24 protein-coding genes are annotated in these 25397 nt (G+C 50.1%); 8 read left to right on the top strand and 16 right to left on the bottom strand.

Annotation, left to right across the window (positions count from 1 at the left end):
* Positions 1–49 precede the first annotated feature (49 nt).
* A complete protein-coding gene (locus ACXX82_RS24475) occupies positions 50–1108 on the top strand; it encodes an alkene reductase (protein WP_322239179.1) in 1059 nt (352 codons plus the stop codon).
* Between the two features lie 213 nt (positions 1109–1321).
* On the opposite strand, the gene ACXX82_RS24470 is transcribed toward ACXX82_RS24475, so the two are convergent.
* Positions 1322–2842, bottom strand: a complete 1521-nt coding sequence (locus tag ACXX82_RS24470; RefSeq protein ID WP_458563928.1) for an NAD(P)H-hydrate dehydratase — start codon at positions 2840–2842, stop codon at positions 1322–1324.
* A 59-nt stretch (positions 2843–2901) separates the two neighbouring features.
* The gene (locus ACXX82_RS24465; RefSeq protein WP_322239175.1) at positions 2902–4194 is read right to left on the bottom strand and encodes an FAD-dependent oxidoreductase; all 1293 of its coding nucleotides are present in this window, start codon (positions 4192–4194) and stop codon (positions 2902–2904) included.
* A 310-nt stretch (positions 4195–4504) separates the two neighbouring features.
* Between ACXX82_RS24465 and ACXX82_RS24460 the strand changes: the two genes are divergently transcribed.
* Complete coding sequence (locus ACXX82_RS24460; RefSeq protein ID WP_458563927.1) at positions 4505–5746, top strand: AI-2E family transporter; 1242 nt, start codon at positions 4505–4507, stop codon at positions 5744–5746.
* A 66-nt stretch (positions 5747–5812) separates the two neighbouring features.
* Positions 5813–6370: an NADPH-dependent FMN reductase gene (locus ACXX82_RS24455; RefSeq protein WP_322239172.1), complete on the top strand. Its 558-nt coding sequence runs from the start codon at positions 5813–5815 to the stop codon at positions 6368–6370.
* Positions 6371–6617: 247 nt separating this feature from the next.
* Here the strand turns inward: ACXX82_RS24455 and ACXX82_RS24450 are convergent, their stop codons facing one another.
* The 10 genes from ACXX82_RS24450 to fusA all read right to left on the bottom strand — a co-directional run bounded on the left by ACXX82_RS24450 (position 6618) and on the right by fusA (position 14838).
* On the bottom strand, positions 6618–8696 hold the full coding sequence (locus tag ACXX82_RS24450; RefSeq protein WP_458563926.1) for a T6SS phospholipase effector Tle1-like catalytic domain-containing protein: 2079 nt from the start codon (positions 8694–8696) through the stop codon (positions 6618–6620).
* The gene (locus tag ACXX82_RS24445) at positions 8696–9175 is read right to left on the bottom strand and encodes a DUF3304 domain-containing protein (RefSeq protein WP_458563925.1); all 480 of its coding nucleotides are present in this window, start codon (positions 9173–9175) and stop codon (positions 8696–8698) included. The genes ACXX82_RS24450 and ACXX82_RS24445 overlap by 1 nt, the downstream gene beginning before the upstream one ends.
* A gap of 50 nt (positions 9176–9225) precedes the next feature.
* On the bottom strand, positions 9226–9357 hold the full coding sequence (locus ACXX82_RS24440; RefSeq protein WP_458563924.1) for a hypothetical protein: 132 nt from the start codon (positions 9355–9357) through the stop codon (positions 9226–9228).
* The gene (locus ACXX82_RS24435; RefSeq protein WP_458563923.1) at positions 9357–9839 is read right to left on the bottom strand and encodes a DUF3304 domain-containing protein; all 483 of its coding nucleotides are present in this window, start codon (positions 9837–9839) and stop codon (positions 9357–9359) included. The genes ACXX82_RS24440 and ACXX82_RS24435 overlap by 1 nt, the downstream gene beginning before the upstream one ends.
* Positions 9840–9889: 50 nt before the next feature.
* Positions 9890–10021 carry a hypothetical protein gene (locus ACXX82_RS24430; protein WP_458563922.1) on the bottom strand — a complete coding sequence of 44 codons (132 nt, stop codon included), beginning with the start codon at positions 10019–10021 and terminating at the stop codon, positions 9890–9892.
* Positions 10021–10512, bottom strand: a complete 492-nt coding sequence (locus ACXX82_RS24425; protein ID WP_458563921.1) for a DUF3304 domain-containing protein — start codon at positions 10510–10512, stop codon at positions 10021–10023. The genes ACXX82_RS24430 and ACXX82_RS24425 overlap by 1 nt, the downstream gene beginning before the upstream one ends.
* Before the next feature lie 50 nt (positions 10513–10562).
* A complete protein-coding gene (locus ACXX82_RS24420; RefSeq protein ID WP_322239166.1) occupies positions 10563–10694 on the bottom strand; it encodes a hypothetical protein in 132 nt (43 codons plus the stop codon).
* Positions 10694–11176: a DUF3304 domain-containing protein gene (locus ACXX82_RS24415; RefSeq protein WP_458563920.1), complete on the bottom strand. Its 483-nt coding sequence runs from the start codon at positions 11174–11176 to the stop codon at positions 10694–10696. The genes ACXX82_RS24420 and ACXX82_RS24415 overlap by 1 nt, the downstream gene beginning before the upstream one ends.
* 41 nt (positions 11177–11217) lie before the next feature.
* A complete protein-coding gene (locus ACXX82_RS24410; protein ID WP_458563919.1) occupies positions 11218–12099 on the bottom strand; it encodes a DUF4123 domain-containing protein in 882 nt (293 codons plus the stop codon).
* A gap of 639 nt (positions 12100–12738) precedes the next feature.
* Positions 12739–14838: an elongation factor G gene (gene fusA / locus ACXX82_RS24405; RefSeq protein WP_458563918.1), complete on the bottom strand. Its 2100-nt coding sequence runs from the start codon at positions 14836–14838 to the stop codon at positions 12739–12741.
* A 614-nt stretch (positions 14839–15452) separates the two neighbouring features.
* Here fusA and ACXX82_RS24400 point away from each other — a divergent pair.
* Both ACXX82_RS24400 and ACXX82_RS24395 read left to right on the top strand, forming a co-directional pair.
* A complete protein-coding gene (locus ACXX82_RS24400) occupies positions 15453–16058 on the top strand; it encodes a PadR family transcriptional regulator (RefSeq protein WP_458563917.1) in 606 nt (201 codons plus the stop codon).
* Positions 16058–16942 (top strand): siderophore-interacting protein, encoded by an 885-nt coding sequence (locus ACXX82_RS24395; RefSeq protein WP_416186834.1) that lies wholly within the window; start codon positions 16058–16060, stop codon positions 16940–16942. Before ACXX82_RS24400 ends, ACXX82_RS24395 begins: the two co-directional genes overlap by 1 nt.
* 195 nt (positions 16943–17137) lie before the next feature.
* Here ACXX82_RS24395 and ACXX82_RS24390 read toward each other — a convergent pair whose 3' ends face one another.
* The 3 genes from ACXX82_RS24390 to trxB all read right to left on the bottom strand — a co-directional run bounded on the left by ACXX82_RS24390 (position 17138) and on the right by trxB (position 19165).
* A complete protein-coding gene (locus tag ACXX82_RS24390; protein WP_322239154.1) occupies positions 17138–17812 on the bottom strand; it encodes a Smr/MutS family protein in 675 nt (224 codons plus the stop codon).
* Between the two features lie 35 nt (positions 17813–17847).
* Positions 17848–18039 (bottom strand): hypothetical protein, encoded by a 192-nt coding sequence (locus ACXX82_RS24385; protein ID WP_458563916.1) that lies wholly within the window; start codon positions 18037–18039, stop codon positions 17848–17850.
* Positions 18040–18208: 169 nt separating this feature from the next.
* The gene (trxB, locus tag ACXX82_RS24380; RefSeq protein WP_322239150.1) at positions 18209–19165 is read right to left on the bottom strand and encodes a thioredoxin-disulfide reductase; all 957 of its coding nucleotides are present in this window, start codon (positions 19163–19165) and stop codon (positions 18209–18211) included.
* A 637-nt stretch (positions 19166–19802) separates the two neighbouring features.
* Here trxB and ACXX82_RS24375 point away from each other — a divergent pair.
* Complete coding sequence (locus ACXX82_RS24375) at positions 19803–22133, top strand: DNA translocase FtsK (RefSeq protein WP_458563915.1); 2331 nt, start codon at positions 19803–19805, stop codon at positions 22131–22133.
* A 343-nt stretch (positions 22134–22476) separates the two neighbouring features.
* The gene (gene lolA / locus ACXX82_RS24370) at positions 22477–23097 is read left to right on the top strand and encodes an outer membrane lipoprotein chaperone LolA (protein ID WP_322240693.1); all 621 of its coding nucleotides are present in this window, start codon (positions 22477–22479) and stop codon (positions 23095–23097) included.
* Positions 23098–23183: 86 nt separating this feature from the next.
* Here lolA and fdxA read toward each other — a convergent pair whose 3' ends face one another.
* Positions 23184–23549, bottom strand: a complete 366-nt coding sequence (gene fdxA, locus ACXX82_RS24365) for a ferredoxin FdxA (RefSeq protein ID WP_322239146.1) — start codon at positions 23547–23549, stop codon at positions 23184–23186.
* Between the two features lie 476 nt (positions 23550–24025).
* Here fdxA and ACXX82_RS24360 point away from each other — a divergent pair, with 476 nt between their 5' ends.
* The gene (locus ACXX82_RS24360) at positions 24026–25330 is read left to right on the top strand and encodes a replication-associated recombination protein A (protein ID WP_322239144.1); all 1305 of its coding nucleotides are present in this window, start codon (positions 24026–24028) and stop codon (positions 25328–25330) included.
* Positions 25331–25397 lie beyond the last annotated feature (67 nt).

Below are 25397 nucleotides of genomic sequence, written 5' to 3'. Positions count from 1 at the left end.
CCACTTTGATTTTTCTATTTACTTTTTTATTGAAATGACTACGCATACCATGACTACATTATTTGATCCTATCAAAATTGGCGATATCCAACTTTCTAACCGTATCATCATGGCACCACTGACGCGCTCGCGTGCCATCGGCGAAGGTCGCGTACCGAACGCTTTGATGACTGAGTATTACGTTCAGCGCGCTTCAGCAGGACTGATCATCAGTGAAGCGACTGCCGTGACACCACAGGGTGTCGGCTATGTTGATACGCCAGGTATTTGGTCTGAAGAGCAAGTCGCCGGATGGAAAAACGTAACTTCGGCCGTGCACGCTGCTGGTGGTCGTATCATCCTGCAATTGTGGCATGTTGGTCGTATCTCGGACCCAAGCTTGTTGAATGGTGAATTGCCGGTTGGGCCAAGTGCGATTGCAGCCGAAGGCCACGTCAGTCTGCTACGTCCGTTACGTGACTTTGTCACGCCGCGCGCTTTGGATCTTGCTGAAATCCCAGGTGTAGTTGCAGCCTTCCGCAAGGGCGCTGAAAATGCTAAAGCTGCCAACTTTGACGGCGTTGAAATTCACGGTGCGAACGGTTATCTTCTGGATCAATTTTTACAAAGCGGTAGCAATCAACGTACCGATATGTATGGCGGTTCGTTAGAAAATCGCGCACGCTTGATGCTGGAAATTACGGATGCTTGTATCAGCGTCTGGGGTGCTGCACGCGTTGGCATGCATTTGGCACCAGCTTGCGACACCCATTCGATGGGCGATGCTAATCCGCTGGAAACGTTTAGCTATGTGGCGCGCGAATTAGGCGCACGTGGCATCGCGTTTATCTGCGCACGTGAACCGCAAACGCCAAATCGTCTGGGGCCGCAACTTAAACAAGCTTTCGGTGGAACATATATCGCCAACCAACAGCTTACAAAAGCCGCGGCAGAAGAACTACTGACAAAAGGTGAGGCAGATGCTGTTGCATTTGGTCAGTTGTTTATCGCTAACCCAGACTTGCCGCGTCGTTTGAAACTTGACGCACCATTGAATGCACCAAAATCAGAAACTTTCTATGCCGCAACGTTGGAAGGTTATACCGACTATCCTGCGCTGGCAGCGTAAGTTAACCTGCCTATTCACTCTACGCTGCGTGATCGGCGTGATCCGCGCTTTCGGCCGTGCTGCGACGGGTGAATTGAGGTAGTTGGTTTTAGTAAAAACGTTCATGATATGTATTTCGCAAACCGACTTATTAAGTCTGTTTGCGATTTTTTTTGACATTGCGTTTTGCATCGTTGAGATGCATGGACATATGCATGCGATTCTGCGATTTTCTTAACTGGCCGACTGACTATCGACCAGTTCATTCAATAAGCTCCGCACGGCAGGAATTAATTCCCCCGCAGTCATGCCAACTGGCCCACATCCTTGCGATACCAGCAAATCCGCTGCGCTGCCATGTAACCAGACAGCACCGAGCGCTGCATACCAGTCAGACCAACCTTGCGCCAATAAAGCCCCGCAAATACCAGATAATACGTCGCCGCTGCCGCCCGTCGCTAACGCCGGATTTCCAGTCGGATTGATCACAGCAGAACCATCAGGCCGAGCAATGATGCTGCTTGCGCCTTTAAGCACCACTACCGCATTGAAGTGCTGCGCCAATCTGCGTGCTGCTGCCAAACGGTCGGATTGGATTTCAATGGTACTGATGCCAAGTAGTCGCGCTGCTTCCAACGGATGAGGTGTCATGACGGTAGCAAGGCCTGAATGACGCCGTTGCGCCACGAGTTGCTGTAATGCGGGCTCAACGGCAATCAAATTCAACGCATCCGCATCCAGCAGCAAGTGGCCGGGTGCCATTAACGTTTTTACCAACAAGTCGTGTGCTGTTTGGGATGCGCCAAGTCCGGTACCGACCACTAATGTCACCGATGTCAGGTCAAGGTCAGCCGCACGGCGACACATTAACTCTGGCTGACCGCTATCGTAGGCAGGTGCAGCATCGAGAAAGCCGATAAATACTTTACCCGCGCCAGATTTGGCAGCAGCGCGTCCCGCAAGGATTGGCGCACCAGCCATGCCTTCCGCACCACCAATTACCGCGACGCTACCGAAGCTGCCTTTATGCGAGTTCCGTGCGCGTGGTTGCAGGTTACGCGCGAATAGATCGCTTGAATTCAACCATGATCTTGCCGGAACCGAAGAGTTTTCTGGCAGGCCGAGTCCGGCAACGGTGACCTGACCGGCGTAGTCAGGGCCATCGCCAGTATGTAATCCGGTTTTATCGCCGATAAAGGTGACGGTATGGTCGGCAACTATGGCGATCCCATCGGGACCGACCACCATACCGGTATCTGCATTGAGTCCACTTGGTACGTCGAGTGCCAGGACTAAACAAGACAGCGTATTAACGGTCGCGACTAAGCTGCGTAAAGGGCCGTCCAGCGGACGGGTCAGGCCGATTCCCAGCAATCCGTCTATCACCAGCGTCCAGGCGATGCTGTCGATAATGGCAAACTGTTCAGGTGGCATCATGTGGACACCGGCACGATTGGCGCGGGCAAGGGCGTTGGCCGCATCGGGCGGTAACTTGTTGACTTCAGCTTGCAACAACGCAACAACGTCCGCACCAGCCTGCGTGAGGATCGTCGCCGCCTCGAGTGCGTCGCCACCGTTATTACCGGGGCCGACCAGCACGAGAATACGTGCTTTATGCGGACTTCCCGTTAATAAGCGCAGCGCAACATCCGCAGCGGACTGACCGGCGCGCTGCATCAACGTATAGGCCGGTAACGCAGTTTGAGCCGCTTGTTCGATACGGCGAATTTCTGCGCTTGCGTAAAGTGCCGTCATGGTAATTTTGCCTCATTCTATGTTGGGGTAAAAAAAGCCGCCCAATAGATGACGTGCTGTTAGCGTCGATAGCGCGCCAATGTCAGTCCGTCAATATCAATCTCGGGCAGACGACCTGATAGTTGGTCTGCTACAATTTTAGCGGCACCCAATGCCATGCTCCAACCGCTGCCGCCATGACCGACATTGATGTATACATTGCTGCTGCTGGTAGCGCCAATGAGTGGTACTTCGTCGGCTAACATAGGAATGTTGCCGGTCCACATTTGTGCATTGTGATAATTGGCGGCATCGGGATACCAGTCCTGCGTGACCTTTAATAGTGTGCGCAGTGCTTTGTCGTCGATGCCAGTGTCGCGCGCGCCCAGTTCCGCAATTCCGGCTACGCGTATGCGCTCGCCGAGGCGCGCCATGGTGACCTTATAGGCATCATCTTGCAGCGCCAGTTTAGGCGCAACTTCATAATTTTTAATTGCTGCCGTTATAGTGTAGGTTTTGACGGCCTGCAAGGGCACTTTTAAGCCAATTTTCCTCAGAAGGCGGGCGCTTCCTGTTCCTGCAGCAACGACCACAGCGTCGGCTTGCAGCACATCATCACCAATTTTTAGTGCCACCCGTCCATCATGTGGATCAATGGCATCGACGCGAACATCAAAGTGAAATTGTACGCCGCTCGCCTGCGCAATGGCTTTTAGCTGTTTGGTAAATAAGGTGCAATTGCCTGACGACAATTCTGGAAAGTATAATCCTCCAGCAACGCTGCGGGCGGTCTGTAAGGCTGGTTCCAGCGCTTGTGCACCCGCTCCATCCAACAATCGATGGGCAACATTTCGTTCCGTCAGCAAAGCTTGAAGCGGGGCGGTTGCGGCTAATTCTTTTTCTGTACGAAATAGTTGTAGCAAGCCGCTACTTTGTTCGAAATCAAGTTGATAGTCCAGCTGAAGCTGAAGCAAAATTTGCTGACTATAACGGGCTAAGCGGTGCATGCGTTCGCTGTGTAATTGATAGCGTTGTAACTCGGGTTTTGAGGTCCAGCGCATTAACCAGCGCCATAACGATGGGCTAAGACGCGCGTTTAAGATAGTGGAGGCCTCCTGGCTGAACAGGCCAGAAAAGATACGCTTTCGCATCCCGTTGACTGCCCACGGCGTGGTTGAGGCCGTTGCCAGCATCCCCGAATTTCCCAGTGTGGACACTTCGGCGACATTGCGGTGTTGCTCGATCAGCGCCACCTGATGTCCTGCTTGCGCCAAAAAGTAAGCGGTCGACATGCCAATAATACCGCCGCCAATGACGACTATTTGTCTTGTTGCTGGTTTCAGTAATTCTTGTGGTATCACTATTTTACTCAATTAAATCCAACTGCTTTTAACAATAACCCGATGAACATTACATCTTGTTTAACCTGCAACGTGGTCAGCGCACCTCCAAAGGAGCGACCAGAATCATACCTTGAATTGATCGCAGTCCTTGCGTCACGAGTAACATTCCCTTAAAAGTTAGCATTGCATTGTCTAAAAATCGCCTTCTTGAAGCTAAACCTTAACCATTTATGGTCGAGGAAGGATAAGATATATTTGTGCACGATAGATGCGAATTGGACAAATATACTATCGCCATAGTTGAGTGACGATTTAAGATAGGCAACCGATAGGCAATATTATGCAACCCAAAAATAGCCAGCGACTTGAATCAAAAACCGATATGGCCCTTGACGCGATGCCACCCTCAGCGGAAAGCGGATTGGGGACCGCTGGCGCCAAAGCCAATCCCGAACCTGCACATTTTGGCGATCCGATTTCCGCTCTGACTTCGACGCAGGCGCGCGAACCGCTTGCCAGCCGGCTGCATGTTGACGCTCGTGGCGCGGCATTGGCAATTATCGCCACGGTGGTTTTTATTTTTGCGCTGCAATGGGCGCAAAAATTTCTGGCACCCGTGGTGTTTGGAATTTTCATTGCCTACACCCTCAATCCTGTCGTCGTATGGTTGCAGCGATTAAAGCTACCCCGCGTCGTCGCTACCAGCATCGTCCTGCTAGCCATTTTGGGTGGTGGCGCAGTGGTGACAGATGCTTTGCGGGGAGAATTTCAGTCTATTTTGGAACAATTGCCACAGGCTTCGCATAAGTTATCGCGAGGACTAGCGAAGTTGCGTGACGGTCAGCCAACGACCATGCAGCAAATGCAAGCCGCGGCTAATGAAATTGCAAAAGCTACGGGTGGGCAACCCTCCGCACGCGAATCATCGTCGGCTTCCAGATTGAGTGACTGGTTGCTGGCCGGATCGCTAGGTGCGATTGGTTTGTTAGGACAGGCGCTGGTCGTTCTATTCCTGGTATTTTTCCTTTTGCAGTCGGGAGATACATTTAAGCGAAAATTGGTGAAGTTGACCGGTCCTTCATTGAGTCGCAAAAAGGTCACCGTGCAGATTCTGGATCAGATTAATACGTCGATACAGAATTACATGTTTATGTTGCTGGTCACCAATATTTTGCTGGCGTTATTGATGTGGATAGCATTTCGTCTGATTGGCCTACAAAATGCCGGGGCTTGGGCGGTCGCGGGTGGTTTTCTGCATATTATTCCCTATTTCGGCTCGCTGTTAATCGCCATTGCAACTAGCGTGGCGGCGTTTATGCAGTTTGGAACCTTTTCGATGATGTTTTTGTTGGCTGGTATTTCTCTCGGGATCGCGGCGATTGTCGGCACGTTTGTCACTACGTGGATGACTGGAAAAATAGCTAAAATGAATCCTTCGGCTGTTTTTGTGGCTTTATTATTTTGGGGCTGGCTGTGGGGAATTGCCGGACTGCTGGTTGGCATTCCGATTGTGGTGATCATTAAAGTTATCGCAGAACATGTAGAAGGAATGTCGCCGATTGCAGAATTGTTAGGCGAGTAAGCACGTTATTTGAGCATTAGCGCGAACTATTTTGAGGTCGATGATGTAATTTAAAAGGAATTTCAAATGGCTAAACCACCTATCAAAATACTGGGCATTTCGGGCAGCTTACGAAAGGGCTCGTTTAATACAGCAGCGTTACGCGCCGCTATCGAATTGGCACCGGAAGGCGTCACCATCATCGAAGCCGATATCTCGGATATTCCGCTCTACAACGAAGACGTTAATGCCCAAGGCCGACCACCTTCAGTGGAACGATTTCGGCAACAAATTCGCGACGCCGATGCGCTTCTATTTGTGACGCCAGAATATAATTATTCGGTTCCCGGCGTATTAAAAAACGCCATTGATTGGGCCTCGCGTCCACCGGAGCAACCATTCGCGGGTAAACCGGCGGCAATCATGGGCGCTAGTCCCGGTGTAATCGGTACGGCGCGTGCACAATATCATTTGCGTCAGATTGCGGTATTTCTTGACTTGAAAGTGTTGAATAAGCCGGAGGTGATGATTGGCGGGGCTGGCGATCGTTTTGATAGCGCAGGCAAACTAACACACGAGCCAACGCGTGAATTTATGGCAACAATGCTGGTGGCGTTACAGGATTGGACTTTGAAGCTTAAATAGTATTGATTGAGTCCTGATCCTGAGGTCTGAATCCGGCGATAGAAAGTCAGCGATATAATCGGTGTGTGGGTTGCCTCCCGATCGCTACGTAATGCCGCTTTGGAATGTAAGTCACGCGCTTAAAACTTAAGGTGGCGCTAAAAAAGTACGCATCGCAGTGACAAAATAGTCGTTGTGATGCGTACAAATTTATCTTTATTTGATTTTATCTACGCGAGTAGATCGTTATCGATTATTCGATTATTTCTTATTCAAACACATGGCGCTGTCGCAAGTATCCACTGCCTTCACGCCGCGTTTTGGTTTGCGTGCGAATAAAGACGGAGCGCAACTCAGGTGCATCAGCATCGGTCTGTATGGGAAAAAACTTAGCGAGTGCAGCCTGTTCATCGGGAGCAAAAACCGTTTGTTTTTTTGCGCTCTCCATAACCCTGATTTGGTCTGCCCGATAGCCGGGTGCCTTATCGGCCTGCTTCATCGTATCGATACGGCTTTGCAGTATGTCGCTCAACTCTGGGCTGACCGCGATAGCACGTTGATAATTTCTCCATACCCGACCGTTATACGATGTTGATGGCGATTTTCCGGTTTTATCATACGCTGTCGCCATCTCAAGTAATGCCTCCGCTTTATCTTCATCAGAGCCGTATCCTGCGATAGAAAAGCTCGCTAAGGAATCGTGCAGATAGCCTTCCAGCAGGACTAAAAATGGGGTCTTTTGTGATACCGCGACTTTGGTCATCTCTTCCAGGGCCCATAACTCATCTGGTCCCGGAGGGGAACCCTGGATCGCTAATCGGAGTTGCCATGCATTGGCGCTGCCATCCACCATATCTGAAAATCTGACAAACGCTCTGACAGCAGTGTCGCGACTAACCGACGTTCTCGCTAAATGTGCACGCTCTTTGAGCACCGCCACGTCGCCTCTGAGCAGATCGTTATAGCTTTGCAAATCCTCCTGATCTTGCGGATTGGCGCGACTATAGCCGAAAGATTCCTCCAAACCACTCAGCCGTAGCCGCCGAAAAGCGTAATACAACGCCATGTGTTTGCGCACAATACTGTGATAGTTGCGCTCAATCTTGTCGCCCGGCACACCAACAAACTCGGCTTTACCGGCCGCCATATAATCATTCCAGGCCAGCGCTAATTTGGGACTGATGATGTAGTCTTTCTTCAGGCGCTCATCCATCACGCAGTAAGCCGCGAGCGGCACACCCGCTTTGCTGGCGGCCCGATGCATGTGTGCCAAAGGGATTTGCGATGCCAACATGCCCATCTCACCCTTCCCATTCCAGATGCCGCGCCCCTGATCACCGGGTTTGTAAGCGCCACCGACATCAGAGTGAACACCGGGATAAATCACTTCGGACACATTCTTTCCCTTCACACGGGTAAGGGGAAAGCTGCGCCGTTGCTCATGCGCGGCGATGTAATGAACGGTCTGCCTGACACAGTCCGGGAGCGGTTTGAGGACTTCTCCTGCCCAATCCTTATGACCGTCAGACCACACCACGGGTATGGTTTCCTTCGCAGAGTTTGGTAACCCGATACTTGCTACGCTATCGAACAATCCCAAAAAATCGATACTGACTCGCATCCCTGCAAACGTGCCATCTGCATCCAATACGTCGTTAAACCAATAGCAAAAAGCGCGCGCTATTACCGCCCCGCGTGAAAAGCCGAATACGGAAATTCTGATATGGTCAATTCCCGGAGACCAACGCGATTTGCGCGCTGCACGTAGCTCTTCAGTGAGTTCGGCCAACCAGCTGTGTCGGTCAGGACGGGAGTCATATCTGTCCGCTAATGGATCGTTGGGATCTTTATCTGCACCGTATTGCTTCAGTTTGGTTGTAATTTCCTCAAGATCAAGCATTTTGTTACCCTCGTTAAAGGTACGATATACGGCGTTATAAACCTGTAACAATCCAAACAAAATTCTAGCCTTACTACCATCGCCGAATGCCTTACCGCCTTGCAATTCGCGCCATTCGGCGTTCTCTGGAAAGCGGGTTCCCACACCGGGCACGTAAAACTTATAGTGATAAGGAACCTTTAGCACTCCTTTTTCATTGACGTCCTTATGGGCATTGAATAATTTCACGATATTGGTATGACCATTCAGGGGTTCGTCCCGCTCCTTATTATTGTTACTTCCGTCGAAGAATAAACCAATCTTGACTACAACTTGGCACGGAGGTCCGTTTTTGGCCGGACGTGTATCGATAGCCTGGACCGCGCATAATTCGGTGATTGACATCGCCATTTCATTTTCGATGCGGTCAGAAATAATCAGCGGCGCGGATTGGATGAGGGCGTCCATTATTCTTCCTCCGGCGGAGCGATTGTTACACTTTTTAAAATGGGATGATGGGTACTTTCAGGATAGTTATTGGCTGAAAGGACGCGTACCTCGTCATTCGCAAAAAAATGTACAAAGAGAGTTCCTACTCTTTCATATCGTTGAATCGTGGTGGTCTTTTCCAACCAGTCCCGTGCATTTGGTTTCCAGCGTACTTTAACTTTCATGCCTGGTTGCCACTGCAAAGGTAGCATGTAGCCGAATGCACCGATTCCGCCGCAACTCAGTCCGCCTACCATGCGCTTGCTATAAAATTCCTGCACCCTGAATGAAGAAATGGAGGGCGCACCGTCATGACTTAGACATCCTAACGATACGGGTGCCATCGGTATATCAACATAAGGAATAGCTTTTGACGGGCGAGCGGGTTTTGTTGGCGCTGTTGAACAGGCGGTGAGTAAAATTGTTATTGCAATAAATAAGGTGCTTTTTAGTCGCATTGATTGAACCTTTGGATCGATAGTTAAAGCGGTTGTGTGGTGACGTGCCGTTAAGGATTGGCAATTTTTGCAAGAGGTGTATCGATAGCCTGGACCGCGCATAATTCGGTGATTGACATCGCCATTTCATTTTCGATTTGATCGGAAATAATCAGCGGCGCGGATTGGATGAGGGCGTCCATTATTCTTCCTCCGGCGGGGCGATTGTTGCGTTGTTCAAAATAGGATGATGAGGGCTTTGCGCCCCGGCCAACGGAGAAGAAACCACCCGGACTTCATCGTTCTGAAAAAAATGTACATACAGTGTTCCTGCTTTTTCGTACCGTTTAATCGTGGTAATCTTTTCTAGCCAGTCACGTGCGTTTGGTTTCCAGCGCACCTTGACCTTCATACCTGGTTGCCACTGCAACGGCAGCATGTAGCCTAAAGCACCTGAGCCGCCGCAACTCAGTCCGCCCACCATGCGTTTGCTATAGAATTCTTGCACCCTAAATGAGGAAATGGAGGGCGCACCGTCATGACTTAAGCATCCCATATCTACCGCCCGCATCGGTATATCAACATAAGGAATAGCTTTTGACGGGCGAGCGGGTTTTGTTGGCGCTGTTGAACAGGCAGTGAGTAAAATTGTTATTGCAATAAATAAGGTGCTTTTTAGTCGCATTGATTGAACCTTTGGATCGATAGTTGAAGCGGTTGTGTAGTGACGTGCCGTTAAGGATTGGCAATTTTTTCAAGACGTGTACCGATAGCCTGGACCGCGCATAATTCGGTGATTGACATCGCCATTTCATTTTCGATACGGTCAGAAATAATCAGTGGTGCGGATTGGATGGTGGCGTCCATTACTCTTCCTCTGGCGGAGCGATTGTGGCGCTGTTCAAAATGGGATGATGAGGGCTTTCTGGTGCAGTCCAAGCAGAAGAAAGCACCCGGACTTCATCGTTCTGAAAAAAATGTACATACAGTGTTCCTGCTTTTTCGTACCGTTTAATCGTGGTAAACTTTTCTATCCAAAAATCTTCACCTTTGATTGGCCGATTCCAGCGGACCTTGACTTTCATTCCTGGCTGCCATTTCGAGGGCAGCATATAGCCGAGGGCGCCGATTCCGCCGCAACTAAGGCCGCCCACCATACGTTTGCTATAAAATTCCTGCACCCTGAATGCGTAAATATACGGTGCACCGTCATGACTTAAACAGCCCAACGATACGGGGGTCATCGGTATATCAACATAAGGAATAGCTTTTGACGGGCGAGCGGGTTTTGTTGGCGCTGTCGAACAGGCGGTGAGTAAAATTGTTATTGCAATAAATAAGGTGCTTTTTAGTCGCATTGATTGAACCTTTGGATCGATAGTTAAAGCGGTTGTGTGGTGACGTGCCGTTAAGGATTGGCAATTTTTGCAAGACGTGTATCGACAGCCTGGACCGCGCATAATTCGGTGATTGACATCGCCATTTCATTTTCGATGCGGTCAGAAATAATCAGCGGCGCGGATTGGATGAGGGCGTCCATTACTCTTCCTCTGGCGGGGCGATTGTTGCGTTGTTCAAAATGGGATGATAAGGGCTTTCTGGCGCAGCTAACGGAGAGGAAACCACCCGGACTTCATCGTTCTGAAAAAAATGTACATAGAGCGTTCCTGGTTTTTTATACCGTTTAATCGTGGTAATTTTTTCCATCCAGTCACGTGCATTCGGTTTCCAGCGCACTTTAACTTTCATACCTGGTTGCCACTGCAGAGGCAGCATGTAGCCGAAGGCAGCAATTCCACCGCAACTGAGTCCGCCTACCATGCGCTTGCTATAAAATTCCTGCACCCTGAATGAAGAAATGGAGGGCGCACCGTCATGACTCAAACAGCCCAGTGATACGGGGGTCATCGGTATATCAACATAAGGAATAGCCTTAGACGGTCGAGCGGGTTCTGTTGGCGCTGTTGAACAGGCAGTGAGTAAAATTGTTATTGCAATGAATAAGGTGCTTTTTAGACGCATTGGTTGATCCTTGAGATTAGGTAGGAAATTCGGGGGAGAGATCAAGCGAAACGTAAAAGGGCAATCTCGGTTCCGTGTTTTTGGGCTTCGTCCAATAACGCCATGGCTTGCTCCCGATCTGGCATCGCCAATGCGTGAGCGATCAACTTTCTGCGCTCTGGATCGTTCAGAATTTCACGCCTGTTCAAGCCCGTGATGAGATCAGTGATCATCGCGTACAGTTGTGATGGCTTTCGCTGTGCGGTGATCGCAGGTATGTTTTGGGCGAAATGGCGCAAAATATAATCTGCCTCGCCGCTATCGATTAACCATGCGTATTGCTTGTCGGTAATATCGAAGGCGTTTGATTCGCCCACTGCTGAAGGTACGTAGGATGCTGTATCAATGCATGTTCCGTCGATGGTCGTCAGCGTGCCTTTGCGGTTGATTAAGTGCCATTTGGCAAAGCCGGAACAAAATGCTTTACGTTGTGCGGCATCGAAGCTGTACAGAATATCTTCACTGCAGATAGTGTCCGAAAATGGCAGCGAAAAACACAATCCGTCAGATGGTGTGCGGATTTGTAGGAATGGCGCGAAGTGACGTTGTAGCGCATGGATGGTGAGCGGGCTTTGCATAATGCTGAGCATCGGCTTGCCCTCACAATTTTTTAGTACACCGGATAAATTCATTGCGGTGATGGCGATCAGGAAGGGTGCACATTCTTCCAGCTCGCTTAACACCGTCTTGTCGTACAGCGAGACAACATCACTGTTTTCGCTTCGACTTTTTTTCCACATTTCGATACCGAAGTCATCATCAAATGTGCCATTGATCAACAGGTAGGTTGAAAGGCGTCTATGTTTATTATGAACTTCAGCCAAGGTTGCTTCGATCTGACTGCATAATGCGGGATGCTGTGGGTCAAGGCCGTAATAGATCATATATTTTTTTCAGATTGGTTGGAATGGGGACCGTGCCATGTGGAGCCGCCGTTTTCTTATCGATTTCCCGGTTGCCGTTTGGATCCCGGTCGATATGGCTAAAGGGGAATATTGCGAACGAAGCAGATCGCTTCAGGCGTGTTGGAATAGCGCTCGAATATGCGCTTAAATGGCGACTTCTTAAAACGGGGGGAGGCCTTCCGTAACGACTGTGAGGACGATTAATAAAATCGCAGAGGTGAGAAACTCTGCCGACATACTAAGCGCTAATTGCCACGAATAGTTCTAAGAAGATTCTAGTAATTGATGTGAGTTTTTAATTGAATTTTAAAAAACAATTTATATTCACTATCGGTTTAGCTGTCTGAAGCCATTGGTCATCGTTATAGAAACCAGCGTTTAATCGTCTTGTAGAATGCCGGGGGACGCACCAGTTAGCCAACCGCGCATTGCGTGATTGGGGTTACGGTGCGAATCAATTATTCAAGCTGACAAAAAAACACCGCAAGACATCTAAAAATGTCTTACGGTGTTTTGATAACCTTCAACTTTGAACTTCCTAAAGTCAAATGGCCGGCGCGGGTTCAAGCCCTGAATGTTTGAGGTCGGTAGCGCTTCATACCATCAATTAAATCCCTCTCATTTTGCGACTTTGATATGATCCAAAATATGCTTCGGTACGGCCGCATAATGCTTGAACTCCATCGTGTAGGTGGCGCGTCCCTGACTCAATGAGCGCAGGGTTGTAGAGTAGCCGAACATCTCTGCCAGCGGCACTTCTGCACGGATAGTTTTGCCACCGCCGCCAGCGATATCGTCGGTGCCCTGTACCATCCCGCGGCGCGATGATAGATCGTCCATGACGTTGCCCATGAAGTCTTCCGGCGTTTCGACCTCGACCATCATCATCGGTTCCAGCAGGACCGGGTTGGCGCGACGCATGCCTTCTTTGAATGCGATGGAGCCTGCCATGCGGAAGGCGTTTTCGTTTGAATCGACGTCATGGTAAGACCCAAATGTCAGTGTAGCCCTGACATCAACCACGGGATAACCTGCCAACACGCCGCTCTTGAGGGTTTCCTGAATCCCTTTATCGACTGCGGGAATATATTCACGCGGAACCACGCCGCCTTTGATGGCATCGACGAATTCATAGCCTTTACCCGGTGCAAGCGGTTCTAGCTTCAGCACGACGTGACCATACTGACCACGTCCACCGGATTGTTTAACGAACTTGCCTTCGACATCTTCAACGGCTTTATGAATCGTCTCGCGATATGCCACCTGCGGTTTGCCAACCGTGGCTTCTACGCCAAATTCGCGGCGCATCCGGTCGACCAGAATTTCGAGATGCAGTTCTCCCATGCCGGAGATAATCGTCTGGCCGGATTCTTCATCGGTGTGCACTCTGAACGACGGGTCTTCCTGCGCCAGTCGATTTAAGGCAAGGCCCATTTTTTCCTGATCGGGCTTGGTCTTTGGTTCCACCGCCTGCGAAATAACCGGTTCCGGAAAAATCATCCGCTCAAGGATAATCACGTGGTCGGGATCAGATAATGTGTCGCCGGTCGTCACGTCTTTCAATCCAACAGCCGCGGCAATATCGCCTGCATAGACTTCCTTGATTTCTTTGCGTTCGTTAGCGTGCATCTGCAAGATGCGACCCAGTCTTTCTTTTTTACCTTTGACTGGGATGTATACCGAGTCGCCTGAATTAATTACGCCGGAATAGACGCGGAAAAAAGTCAGTTGCCCGACAAATGGATCGGTCATGATCTTGAAGGCAAGTGCAGAAAAAGGCTCGGCGTCGGCAGGATGACGTTCTATTTCCTGATCGTTTTCGTCATGACCAAGAATCGCCGGAACGTCTAGCGGCGATGGCAAGTATTCAACCACTGCATCAAGCAGCGCCTGCACACCTTTGTTTTTGAAAGCGCTGCCACACAGCATCGGCACGATCTGATTGGCAACCGTGCGCAAACGTAGGCCATGGATGATCTCGGCTTCGGATAGTTGTTCGCCGCTGAGATATTTCTCCATGAGTTCGTCCGTCGCTTCGGCGGCTTGCTCGATCATCTTGTCGCGCCATTCTTGCGCCAACCCAAGCAGGTCATCCGGAATCTGGCGATATTCAAATACGACGCCTTGACTTTCTTCATCCCAAATAATGGCTTTCATCTTGACGAGATCAATCACACCTTGAAAGTGATCTTCTGCACCGACAGGAATCTGTATCGGCACTGGATGGCCTTTAAGGCGATCCTGTATCTGTTGATAAACGCGGAAAAAATCTGCGCCGACCCGATCCATCTTGTTGATAAACGCGACGCGCGGCACGCCATATTTATTGGCCTGTCGCCATACGGTTTCGGATTGCGGTTGCACACCGCCAACAGCGTCGTAGACCATGACGACGCCGTCGAGCACGCGCATGGAGCGTTCGACTTCAATGGTGAAGTCGACATGTCCGGGCGTATCGATAATGTTTATGCGGTGTTCGGCGAAATTGCCGCCCATGCCTTTCCAGAAAGCAGTCGTGGCGGCTGATGTTATGGTGATGCCGCGTTCTTGCTCTTGCTCCATCCAGTCCATGGTGGCTGCGCCATCGTGGACTTCGCCAATTTTATGTTTGACGCCGGTGTAGAAAAGAATGCGTTCTGTGGTGGTGGTTTTGCCAGCGTCGATATGCGCGCTAATGCCGATATTCCGATACCGCTCAATAGGGGTCTTGCGGGTCATGATAGTGCCTTTTCAAGTTGTATTTTCCCAATATATCTGGGGGTGTTCGTAGCAGTGTGATGCGTTGAACTTGCCGGACGGTGCATTCGCACTATCTTCAATGTCACGGCCAAAGGATGAGCGCAAGCTGCCGCTCCTTTGACCAACACGAATTACAGCAATCAACTTGTCATACGTACGCATACCAATTCCTTGAAAGCGAGCACGATTGTGCAGTTTGCAGGGCTACTCCTAAAAGTAGATTATCATTTTTTTAATAAGTGGGTGCCCTGGTGAGCAATATGGGGGACGGTCTCCCACTAAACAATAGTTCAATAGGCAATACGCTGTTTGGTTTGTCGGGACTGCGGTTTGTATTGGTAGCGTCGATTGATAGCTACAAAAGCCCTTTTTTTAAAATAGACCATGACGCTTATTTTGCGGAGAACTCAGAAAAAGTGGCGTCAGTCTTAATCTTAAAGCCAACGTCATACGTTAGCTGACTTGGAAGACATGAATGCCAACTTGGGGAAATGTCGGCAGTTGCCAAGTGCATATCAATAAAACAGAATCTTGACTTAGACCCTATTTAGATATATCTTAATTAAATCTAAATAAGTTAAAGAGAGATAGTCATGCGACATTTCAGAGATTTTCAATGCAACATAAGCCGCGACGGTCACGATGATCATGGCGGTCATGGCGGTCATGGCGGTCATAGCGAGGGATCGGCTGGCGAGCATCGCGGAAGGGGTGTCCACAGTCCAAGAGGAGGCCGGATTTTTAGTCACGGCAGCTTGCGCTTCGTACTGCTGCAACTGATCAGTGACAAGCCCAGCCATGGTTATGAATTGATCAAACTGATCGAGGATCGCGTCGGTGGAAGTTACAGCCCAAGTCCGGGTACCGTCTATCCCACGCTGACATTGCTGGAAGAGCAAGATTATCTTCAGGTTGAAGAAGCCGATGCAGGAGGACGTAAGCGCTATTGCATCACCGATGCCGGCCGGGCTTTTCTTGCGGAAAACCGCGTAACCGTGGACGCGATGCTGGCGCGTATGCAAGGTGGCGTTGATGGCGCTGGTCCGCGTGGTGGTCGCCCGCATCAGGTAATGCGGGCGATTGAAAATCTTAAGCTGGCGATGCGTATGCGGCTCTCGCGTGAGGCGCTAACATCGGAGCAAGCCAACGCTTTCGCTGCTGTGCTTGATCATGCGGCGCAACAACTGGAGCAAATTTAATGAATACCTCGACTAATAACACATTTTCCAATGGCCTTTGCGAACAGGCCGACTCAATAACGCAGCATGCGTCTGATCGGGCGTCTGCACTTGCCCCGCAGCGTGTGCGTTATCCAATGCGTTTTCGCGTGCTCGAGGTGCGTGAAGTGCAGCGAATTACGCCACATCTGGTGCGCGTAAAGCTCGAAGGCGACGCGTTGGAAGGATTTTCTAGCCTGGGATTTGACGATCACGTTAAGTTGTTTTTCCCGGATCCATTGACCGGCAAACTAGTGATCCCGACGATGGGCCCAGACGGTCTTATTTGGCCTGAAGGTATAAAACCGATTATGCGCGATTACACTCCACGCCGATTTGACGCCGCTGCTCGTACTCTGGACATCGATTTCGCCTTGCATACCGCTGGACCAGCTACGTTGTGGGCTGAGCAAGCGCGTCCGGGTCAACAATTAGGCGTTGGCGGACCCAAAGGTTCGTTCATCGTGCCAACAGGTTTTGATTGGCATCTTTTAATTGGCGACGATACGGCTTTGCCTGCCATTTCGAGGCGACTTGCTGAACTGCCGCCAAACGCCAAGGCTACGGTTTTACTTGAGGTGGACGGACCCGCCGATCACATCACGTTTGAAAGTGCCGCCGAGTTTGACATTGTGTGGGTACATCGTAGTGATGCCGCCCAAGGTGATGCGCCGCTACTGGATGCATTGCATGATGTGCAGATATCGCCCGGTATTTTCCATACATGGATCGGCTGTGAGTCAGCCCAGGCGAAAGCCTTGCGCGCGTATCTGGTGACGGAGTGCGCCGCTAATCCTAAAATGATCCGCGCTTCAGGCTACTGGCGCAAAGGAAGCATGGCAACGCACGATTCGTATGACGGGTGAACTTGCGCCGCGTAGCCGTTACGTTCTTCTACCAACTTTCTTTTAGCGGGATGCGGGGAACGTACCGCTTACTGTCGAGGGATACGATTGATGATTGACGCGAATCTGATCTGCATTCATCGGTCAGCTTGTAGGTCTAATTGTGACCCGGATAAGCGCTAAGACATGGTGAATTCCGGTCTTGGGCGGATCGGCTTAATCGCGCAATTGCGCTTTGAGCAAAATCACTATTGCACCTGAGCCACCGTTGGCATCGCTGGCTTGACAGAACGCTACCACGCTATTGATTTGCACCAACCAGTCACGCACTTTGCCCTTGAGAACGGGGACTTGATTCACAGAACCGAACCCCTTGCCATGAATGACCGCCACACAGCGCCAACGCCGTTTAATGGCTAGTTGTAGAAATTCGGCCAGTGTGTCGCGGGCCTGATCGGTACGCAGGCCATGCAAATCAAGCTGTTGCCGTATAGCCCAATGTCCCCGATGGAGTTTTGTCAGCACGTCGGCCCCGACGCCATCGCGGGCGAAGCGCAGATGATCGTCCGAGTCGAGCAGGTTTTCTATACTAAATTGATCTGAAAGCGAAGCTTCCAGAATAGCTGAGTTCTGTGACGATGCGTCCAGATGCGTAAAGTGTTGGCTAGTGCGGGGGAAGGGCTTTGGATGGTGCTGATGCGGTGGGGCGTTGCTGGATGATTTCAGTGGGAAGACCGGTCCTACTTTTTGACTAAACTGTTCGCTCTCACGCTCTAGTTGTTGTTTTTGGCGCAGTTCTTCAGCGGCAGCTTCTTGTCGGGCCTGGTGCTGCGCTGTCAGTTCTTTGCGTAGCGGTTTGAGTGCGCGAAAATCTTTGATTGGGCCAGACATAGCGTGGTTTAAATGTACGTGGTCTCAAATTCGGATTATTTTTTCTTTGACGGCGATACGAGTGGCTGGATGTTGCCAACACTCTTTCGAAAAACATTGGCGTCGCGATCAGCTTGCTCGGCAAGTTGCTTGCGTTCGGCTGCTTCGGCCAGACGAACTTCTTCTTCCGCCTTCAATTTTTGTTGAAGAAACTTAAGATCGTTAAAGTCTTTGATTGGGGCGGGCATGAGGCTTCCTTCGGGAGGGTGTTCTGCTAAGCCCATCCGCTGCGTCTGTAGGCAATGGCAAACATCAGATGGACTACAAACGGGGTCGCAAACGAACGTGCTTAATGCGTGGTTCTCAACGTACTCATAATAACGCCGTTGCCGACCAGAGATGGCAACGGCATGGTCTTTATTCTTCCAAAAAGCGCTGAGCGTCCAGCGCAGCCATGCAGCCGGTTCCGGCGCTGGTAATCGCTTGACGATAAATGTGATCCTGCACGTCGCCAGCGGCAAATACGCCCGGTACACTTGTTGCCGTCGCCATGCCCTCAAGGCCGGTTTTGGTTTTGATGTAGCCGTTGTGCATAGTCAGTTGGCCTTCAAAAATACTCGTGTTCGGTTTGTGACCGATAGCGATAAATACACCGTGTAAGGTTACTGGCTTGACCGTACCGTCAACGGTTGATTTAATGTTCATGCCGGTAACACCGCTGGTGTCGCCAGTGACTTCTTCCAATGTATGGTTGTATTCGATGGCAATTTTACCTTCGGCAACTTTCGCCATCAGGCGGTCGATCAAAATAGGCTCGGCGCGGAATTTTTCACGGCGGTGGACCAGGGTGACTTTAGTGGCGATATTGGAGAGATATAGTGCCTCTTCAACTGCGGTATTGCCGCCGCCGACCACTGCCACTTCCTGACCTTTGTAAAAGAAACCGTCGCATGTGGCGCAGGCTGATACGCCTTTACCCATGAAGGCTTCTTCCGAAGGCAAGCCCAGATATTGCGCTGATGCGCCGGTGGCGATGATCAGCGCATCACAGGTGTACTCTCCAGAGTCACCGATCAGGCGAAACGGTTTTTCTGATAATTTAGTGGTGTGGATATGATCAAAAATGATTTCCGTTTTAAATTCTTCTGCATGCTTTAACAGACGTTGCATTAAATCAGGACCTTGGACGCCGCCGTGGTCGCCCGGCCAGTTTTCGACGTCGGTCGTGGTCATTAACTGTCCGCCTTGTTCGATGCCGGTAATCAACACGGGATTCAAATTGGCGCGTGCTGCGTAGACCGCAGCACTATAACCGGCGGGGCCAGAGCCAAGAATCAATACTTTGGCGTGCTTAATGGTTTTTTCGGTGGTCATAAAATAATCTCAGTGAAATGTCGTGGGCATCGGATGCAAGCGGCTATCTTGCTAACAAATCAAGCCTCCCGATGTCTCAGCGGGGTAAATAACGGGCAAAAGCGCTGCAAAAAGACCGTCGTTCTTTCATATTTTCTAACATGGGGAGGTTGGGTGTGGATTTCAAGCTACCTCAACAGGCTACACAGGGACTGGTATAAAGTTGGCAATCCCTGATAAAACGTAAATATTCTCTCGACGTATCCAAATGTTGCCTCAAAACTGGTTAAGATTATAGTCGAAGCAGCGACTTTGACGTGTGGAACAAACTAATTGTATTGATAGCGAGAACCAATTTGCCGCGCTGCATCAAAGGATGCATACCATTCCATCATTCGAGGCCCATTACAGTGCATAATTTCACATTGTTAATGTAGTGGTAGGGCAATTGTTGAAAAGGTACGGAGGTCTATTACCTGCTTTTTCATAGACTTGCAAGCGTCTGACGGTGCAAAAATGAGCAAGTTAGAGATCAGTTTGGTTCTTACTGACCGTCAAAGTGGAAGTAAGCAATGAATGATGGACGATCAGCGTTTGGTCGAAGCGTTTCAATCAGTATTTTCAGTATTAACCAGTATTAGTATTGCCAATTGGATTTATGACTAGAACAACGCAAGCTTATACCCGCAGCGCTAAACCGAAACCAGCGCCTCCAACACAGAATCGGCTGGTTCGCCTGCTATCTGAGGCACGCTGGATCATCTTTGCGGTCCTGACCGCCTATTTGGTGATCATTTTTGTAACGTATTCCAAAGCAGATCCGGGATGGTCGCAGGCGCGAGTCGTGCCGCATCTCGATAATTGGGGCGGACACTTAGGTGCATGGCTGGCAGACTTGATGCTGTTTGTCTTCGGCGCGTCGGCGTGGTGGTGGTGTGTCTTGTTATTACGTTCGTTGTGGGGTGGTTATCAGCGCATATCACATCGTTTTGAGGTAGACGTTGATAGCGAAGAAGAACATCCATACGAAGGTATTTTGCGTGGCGTTGGTTTCGTATTGATACTGGTCGGAAGTATGGGTATCGAATATATGCGGATGTATTCGTTGCACATGCAGCTGCCACGTGCGCCGGGAGGTGTATTAGGCCGTTTAATAGGCGGTAATGCACAAAGCGCGCTGGGATTTACCGGTGCTACGTTATTGTTGCTATTGCTGTTTGCACTCGGCGTCAGTCTGTTTTTTCATGTTTCGTGGCTAACTGTCGCGGAACGTATCGGCCACGGGGTTGAAGGCGCCATTCTCTGGCTTAGAAATTTGATCGCCGCCCGTGAAGATCGCAAGGTCGGCCATGTCGCCGCCGTCAAGCGAGAAGAAGTAGTCGTGCAGGAGCGCGCCAAAACCGTTGAGGCAGCACCGATCCGGATTGAGCCGCAAATTGTGACTGTACAAAAATCCGAGCGGGTCGAGAAAGAGCGGCAAACGACGCTATTTCAGGACCTCCCAGATACCAACTTGCCGCCCTTGTCTTTGCTTGATGAAGCACCACCGGTGCAGGAGACGGTCAGCGTTGAAACCCTGGAATTTACAAGCCGCCTGATTGAAAAAAAGCTCTCGGATTTTGGCGTACAGGTAAAAGTAGTCGCGGCCTATCCCGGTCCCGTTATTACGCGCTATGAAATCGAACCGGCAACCGGCGTCAAAGGTAGCCAGATTGTCGGCCTGGCGCGCGACCTTGCACGCTCGTTGTCGCTGACATCAATACGCGTAGTGGAAGTGATCCCCGGCAAAATGTTCATGGGTCTGGAGTTGCCAAATCCAAAGCGCCAAATTGTGCGTTTGACTGAAATTCTGAGCTCCAAAGTCTATAACGATGGCGTCTCTAGTCTGACGATTGCCTTGGGTAAGGATATTGGCGGTCATCCGGTAGTCGCTGATTTGGCCAAAATGCCCCATTTGCTGGTGGCGGGAACAACCGGATCAGGTAAATCGGTGGGTATTAATGCCACCATTTTATCGTTGCTTTACAAGTCCGATCCCAAGCAGGTCAGATTGATTTTAATCGATCCAAAAATGCTGGAATTATCCATTTACGAGGGCATTCCACATTTGCTCGCGCCAGTCGTGACCGATATGCGGCAGGCCGGTCATGCGTTGAACTGGGCCGTCAATGAGATGGAGCGGCGCTACAAGTTGATGTCTAAGATGGGTGTACGAAACCTTGCTGGCTATAACCAGAAGATCATCGATGCTGACAAACGCGAAGACAAGATTCCAAATCCGTTTAGCCTGACACCAGACGCCCCAGAACCGCTTGAAAAATTGCCCACCATCGTTGTGATTATCGATGAGTTGGCTGATTTGATGATGGTTGTGGGTAAAAAGGTCGAAGAGTTGATTGCCCGGATTGCACAAAAGGCGCGCGCGGCCGGTATTCACTTGATTTTAGCGACACAGCGTCCATCTGTAGATGTCATAACAGGTTTGATCAAGGCCAACGTTCCTACCCGGATCGCGTTTCAGGTCAGCAGCAAGATTGATTCTCGTACCATCCTTGATCAAATGGGCGCAGAAGCATTGCTCGGGATGGGCGATATGTTGTACATGCCGCCCGGTACGGGTTTGCCGATTCGGGTCCATGGTGCTTTTGTGTCAGATGAAGAAGTGCATCGGGTGGTCGATTATTTGAAGGAACAAGGCGAGCCGAATTACGTCGAAGGTATTCTGGAAGGCGGCGTTATGGAGGATGGTGTCGACGGTAGTAGTGGCGTGGCAGCCGGTGGTTCTGAAGGCGACGAGTTATACGATCAGGCAGTTGCTATTGTGCTCAAGAATCGTCGTGCCTCGATTTCGCTGGTTCAACGACACTTGCGCATCGGTTATAACCGCGCGGCCCGCTTGCTTGAACAAATGGAAACAAGTGGATTGGTCTCGACCATGCAATCAAACGGAAATCGTGAGATTTTGGTGCCGGTTGGCAATCCGGAGTAAATTCGAATGGTAGGGTAAAAGCGGTTGATGCGGCCTAGGTGGGTTGTTAAAAGGTTGTCCAATAATGCGATTATCCCAAAACCATTCAAATTGGAAATATTGATAGCTGAAGATGGACAGATAGAACGCCGTAAAATGTTCAGGGCCTTTATGGATAAGTGGCTATCTCAAACAAACTTCTGCAACGATGATCGGTGGTGATTGTCTTTGCCATAGTGACTCTGAAATGAAAGTTATTGTGATTCAAAACCGGCAAGCAATCGAAGGTAACAACATTGTGATGAATAAATCAAAAGAATCGGCAAGTAGTGGGTTTGGAGCGCCGTGCAAGGTACGCAAAGTCATGTGCATACTAGCCCTGTCCGCGGCTTTGCTGCCGGGCATGGCAAGTGCAACTGCGCTCGAACAATTTAAGTCCTTTGTTAGCAGTACGCAATCTGCCAAGGGCGAGTTCACGCAACGTTTGGTGACAACCGATAGCGGGACAAATAAACCAAAGGTGTCGACGACCTCTTCTGGCACTTTTATTTTTGCGCGTCCTGGTAAATTTATTTGGACCTATACCAAGCCATACGAGCAAGTGTTGCAAGCGGATGGCGACAAACTATTCATTTATGACAAAGATTTGAATCAGGTAACGACCAAAAAACTTGGCAATGCGCTAGGCTCGTCGCCGGCAGCGATCCTGTTTGGCAGCAACGATTTGGAAAAGAATTTTACCCTCAAAGAGGGGACGCCTAAGGATGGTTTGGAATGGCTGGAAGTGACGCCAAAAGCCAAGGATACAACGTTCGATCACATCGGCGTTGGCTTACGGAATGGTTTGCCTGAGGCGATGGAATTGAGAGATTCGTTTGGGCAGACTTCGATGTTGTCGTTCAAGAATTTCGTTAAAAATCCAGCGCCACCTAGCGGCGGCTTTAAGTTTGTCGTGCCAAAAGGTGCTGACGTTTTTAATAATTAATGTGGCGCGAGGAGGCGCTGATTAATTTCGGCGCGCTTCTATGTCAGCATCATGATGCGACAGTGAGGAGCGCAGACCTCGCTGTTTTATTTGATTGTAGTTTCCTTGCGGGGCGCAAGTAAATTGTCATCCAATAAATCTAATTTTTTGGATGCAGTGCGCCACGCGTCATGATCTGGTAGCGGGGCTTTTGACCGCGTGATGCGCTTCCAGTCGGCGTGCGCCGCCAGTTCTGCATTAAGCTTTGTGAAGTGGCGTTGATGCGCTGGCAAATCGCTGTCGGAGTAAATCGCTCCCACTGGGCATTCTGACACGCACAACGAGCAATCGATGCATTCGTCGGGCGCAATTACAAGAAATTGCGGACCTTCCCGGAAACAGTTCATCGGACAAACGTCGACGCAGGTTGTGTATTTGCAGAGGATGCAGGAATCAGTGACGACGAAGGGCATAGTAAAGAATTGGCGTGTTTTTATTGAATGTAGACGATGTACGCAAGCGTGCGGCGGTCGGCGGTTATGGGTAGTTATTGGGCGGTTATTCATTGCTGAGTTGCTACTCATTCGCCAGTTACTATTTGGTTCCAGCCGGATTTTCTCACAATCATCCCTTTTCTGTCTGTCCTTGACAGGTTTTGAAAACTTTTAGCTCCCATCCTGATAACGAACGCTTAGATGAATCGTTAGCGGGACTGGTATCGGCAGTCTTTCCAACATGCGTATTACGGTGCCGGAGTTAGATATGCAATGTCACATAAGTAGTGTGAAATCAGCGTATTTCAGCAGCATTATTACAGCAGCAGCAGCATTTCAGCATCAGATTGCATCATCACTGCAATTTGCGCAGCATGCGTTAGACTGAGGCGCAGTATGTATTTACCGGTCAACATTTTTAACAAGTCTATCTTTTTTGCAGAGTATTTTCTCCCATGTCTGATCTCTTTAAGGTCGAGCCCACGCCCCCGCTAGCCGAAGCCCTTCGTCCAGCCAAACTCGATGACGTGATTGGGCAAAGCCATTTGCTCGGCCCAGGGAAGCCGCTGCGTCTGGCCTTTGACTCGGGCAAACCGCATTCCATGATTTTATGGGGGCCGCCAGGAGTCGGTAAAACGACATTGGCCCGTCTGACTGCGAATGCTTTTGCCTGTGAATTCATCGCGCTGTCCGCGGTTTTCTCCGGCGTGAAAGACATTCGCGCTGCGATGGAAAGGGCAGAGCAAAATCTAGCAATGGGCAAACATACCATTCTGTTTGTCGATGAGATACATCGATTCAATAAGTCGCAACAAGACGCACTATTGCCCTATGCAGAATCTGGACTTGTGACACTCATTGGTGCCACGACAGAGAATCCGTCTTTCGAAGTCAATTCGGCACTGCTATCACGGGCACAAGTCTATGTACTGAAGTCGCTCACGGACGAGGAGCTTAAGCAGTTGTTAGCCAGAGCGCAAACCTCTGTTTTGCCGCATCTGCTTTTCGATGAAGCCGCGATCAATACCTTGGTCGGATATGCCGATGGTGATGCGCGTCGGTTACTCAATTTGCTGGAGCAGACTAATACTGCGTCGAGTGCAGCACAGACTAATAGAATCACGGCAGAGTTCATTCAAAACGCACTTACTCTCAACGCCCGCAGGTTCGACAAAGGCGGGGACAATTTTTATGATCAGATATCCGCATTGCACAAATCGGTTCGCGGTTCGAATCCGGATGCTGCGTTGTATTGGTTATGTCGCATGCTGGATGGCGGGGCGGATGCTAAATATCTTTCGCGTCGTATCGTTCGAATGGCATGGGAAGACATTGGTTTAGCCGATCCCCGGGCGATCCAGATTGCAAACGATGCCGCCAATACCTATGAGCGATTAGGCTCGCCGGAAGGGGAGTTAGCGCTCGGTCAGGCGGTTATTTATCTAGCAATTGCAGCCAAAAGCAACGCCGGTTACAACGCATTCAATCAGGCAATGGCATTCGTGAAGCAAGATAAATCACGAGAAGTCCCAGTCCATTTGCGTAACGCGCCAACAAAACTGATGAAAGAACTCGGCTACGGTCATGCTTACCGCTATGCGCATGATGAACCTCACGCTTACGCAGCGGGCGAGACGTACTTGCCCGACGATATGCCAGAGCCAGGTTGGTATGCACCGGTTCCGCGGGGCATGGAGGCAAAAATTGGTGACAAACTGACGTGGCTACGCGATCTTGACAAGAAGGCGCGGGAAGAGTGATAGGCGGTTATTGAGGGTGCGTTGGGTAAAAGTGACTCCTCTATTGTGACACGAAGCCACAAACTCT

The organism is Glaciimonas sp. GNP009, from assembly GCF_054343755.1.
The sequence above is the reverse complement of the archived record's forward strand: the minus strand, read 5'-3'. Positions and strand labels throughout refer to the sequence as shown.

What these genes read in the sequence shown, in the direction of transcription:
- ACXX82_RS24475 (WP_322239179.1), top strand. Translation starts at nt 50, where the DNA reads ATGACTACATTATTTGATCCTATCAAAATTGGCGATATCCAACTTTCT.
- ACXX82_RS24470 (WP_458563928.1), bottom strand. Translation starts at nt 2,842, where the DNA reads ATGACGGCACTTTACGCAAGCGCAGAAATTCGCCGTATCGAACAAGCG.
- ACXX82_RS24460 (WP_458563927.1), top strand. Translation starts at nt 4,505, where the DNA reads ATGCAACCCAAAAATAGCCAGCGACTTGAATCAAAAACCGATATGGCC.
- ACXX82_RS24455 (WP_322239172.1), top strand. Translation starts at nt 5,813, where the DNA reads ATGGCTAAACCACCTATCAAAATACTGGGCATTTCGGGCAGCTTACGA.
- ACXX82_RS24450 (WP_458563926.1), bottom strand. Translation starts at nt 8,696, where the DNA reads ATGGACGCCCTCATCCAATCCGCGCCGCTGATTATTTCTGACCGCATC.
- ACXX82_RS24445 (WP_458563925.1), bottom strand. Translation starts at nt 9,175, where the DNA reads ATGCGACTAAAAAGCACCTTATTTATTGCAATAACAATTTTACTCACC.
- ACXX82_RS24440 (WP_458563924.1), bottom strand. Translation starts at nt 9,357, where the DNA reads ATGGACGCCCTCATCCAATCCGCGCCGCTGATTATTTCCGATCAAATC.
- ACXX82_RS24435 (WP_458563923.1), bottom strand. Translation starts at nt 9,839, where the DNA reads ATGCGACTAAAAAGCACCTTATTTATTGCAATAACAATTTTACTCACT.
- ACXX82_RS24430 (WP_458563922.1), bottom strand. Translation starts at nt 10,021, where the DNA reads ATGGACGCCACCATCCAATCCGCACCACTGATTATTTCTGACCGTATC.
- ACXX82_RS24425 (WP_458563921.1), bottom strand. Translation starts at nt 10,512, where the DNA reads ATGCGACTAAAAAGCACCTTATTTATTGCAATAACAATTTTACTCACC.
- ACXX82_RS24420 (WP_322239166.1), bottom strand. Translation starts at nt 10,694, where the DNA reads ATGGACGCCCTCATCCAATCCGCGCCGCTGATTATTTCTGACCGCATC.
- ACXX82_RS24415 (WP_458563920.1), bottom strand. Translation starts at nt 11,176, where the DNA reads ATGCGTCTAAAAAGCACCTTATTCATTGCAATAACAATTTTACTCACT.
- ACXX82_RS24410 (WP_458563919.1), bottom strand. Translation starts at nt 12,099, where the DNA reads ATGATCTATTACGGCCTTGACCCACAGCATCCCGCATTATGCAGTCAG.
- fusA (WP_458563918.1), bottom strand. Translation starts at nt 14,838, where the DNA reads ATGACCCGCAAGACCCCTATTGAGCGGTATCGGAATATCGGCATTAGC.
- ACXX82_RS24400 (WP_458563917.1), top strand. Translation starts at nt 15,453, where the DNA reads ATGCGACATTTCAGAGATTTTCAATGCAACATAAGCCGCGACGGTCAC.
- ACXX82_RS24395 (WP_416186834.1), top strand. Translation starts at nt 16,058, where the DNA reads ATGAATACCTCGACTAATAACACATTTTCCAATGGCCTTTGCGAACAG.
- ACXX82_RS24390 (WP_322239154.1), bottom strand. Translation starts at nt 17,812, where the DNA reads ATGTCTGGCCCAATCAAAGATTTTCGCGCACTCAAACCGCTACGCAAA.
- ACXX82_RS24385 (WP_458563916.1), bottom strand. Translation starts at nt 18,039, where the DNA reads ATGCCCGCCCCAATCAAAGACTTTAACGATCTTAAGTTTCTTCAACAA.
- trxB (WP_322239150.1), bottom strand. Translation starts at nt 19,165, where the DNA reads ATGACCACCGAAAAAACCATTAAGCACGCCAAAGTATTGATTCTTGGC.
- ACXX82_RS24375 (WP_458563915.1), top strand. Translation starts at nt 19,803, where the DNA reads ATGACTAGAACAACGCAAGCTTATACCCGCAGCGCTAAACCGAAACCA.
- lolA (WP_322240693.1), top strand. Translation starts at nt 22,477, where the DNA reads ATGTGCATACTAGCCCTGTCCGCGGCTTTGCTGCCGGGCATGGCAAGT.
- fdxA (WP_322239146.1), bottom strand. Translation starts at nt 23,549, where the DNA reads ATGCCCTTCGTCGTCACTGATTCCTGCATCCTCTGCAAATACACAACC.
- ACXX82_RS24360 (WP_322239144.1), top strand. Translation starts at nt 24,026, where the DNA reads ATGTCTGATCTCTTTAAGGTCGAGCCCACGCCCCCGCTAGCCGAAGCC.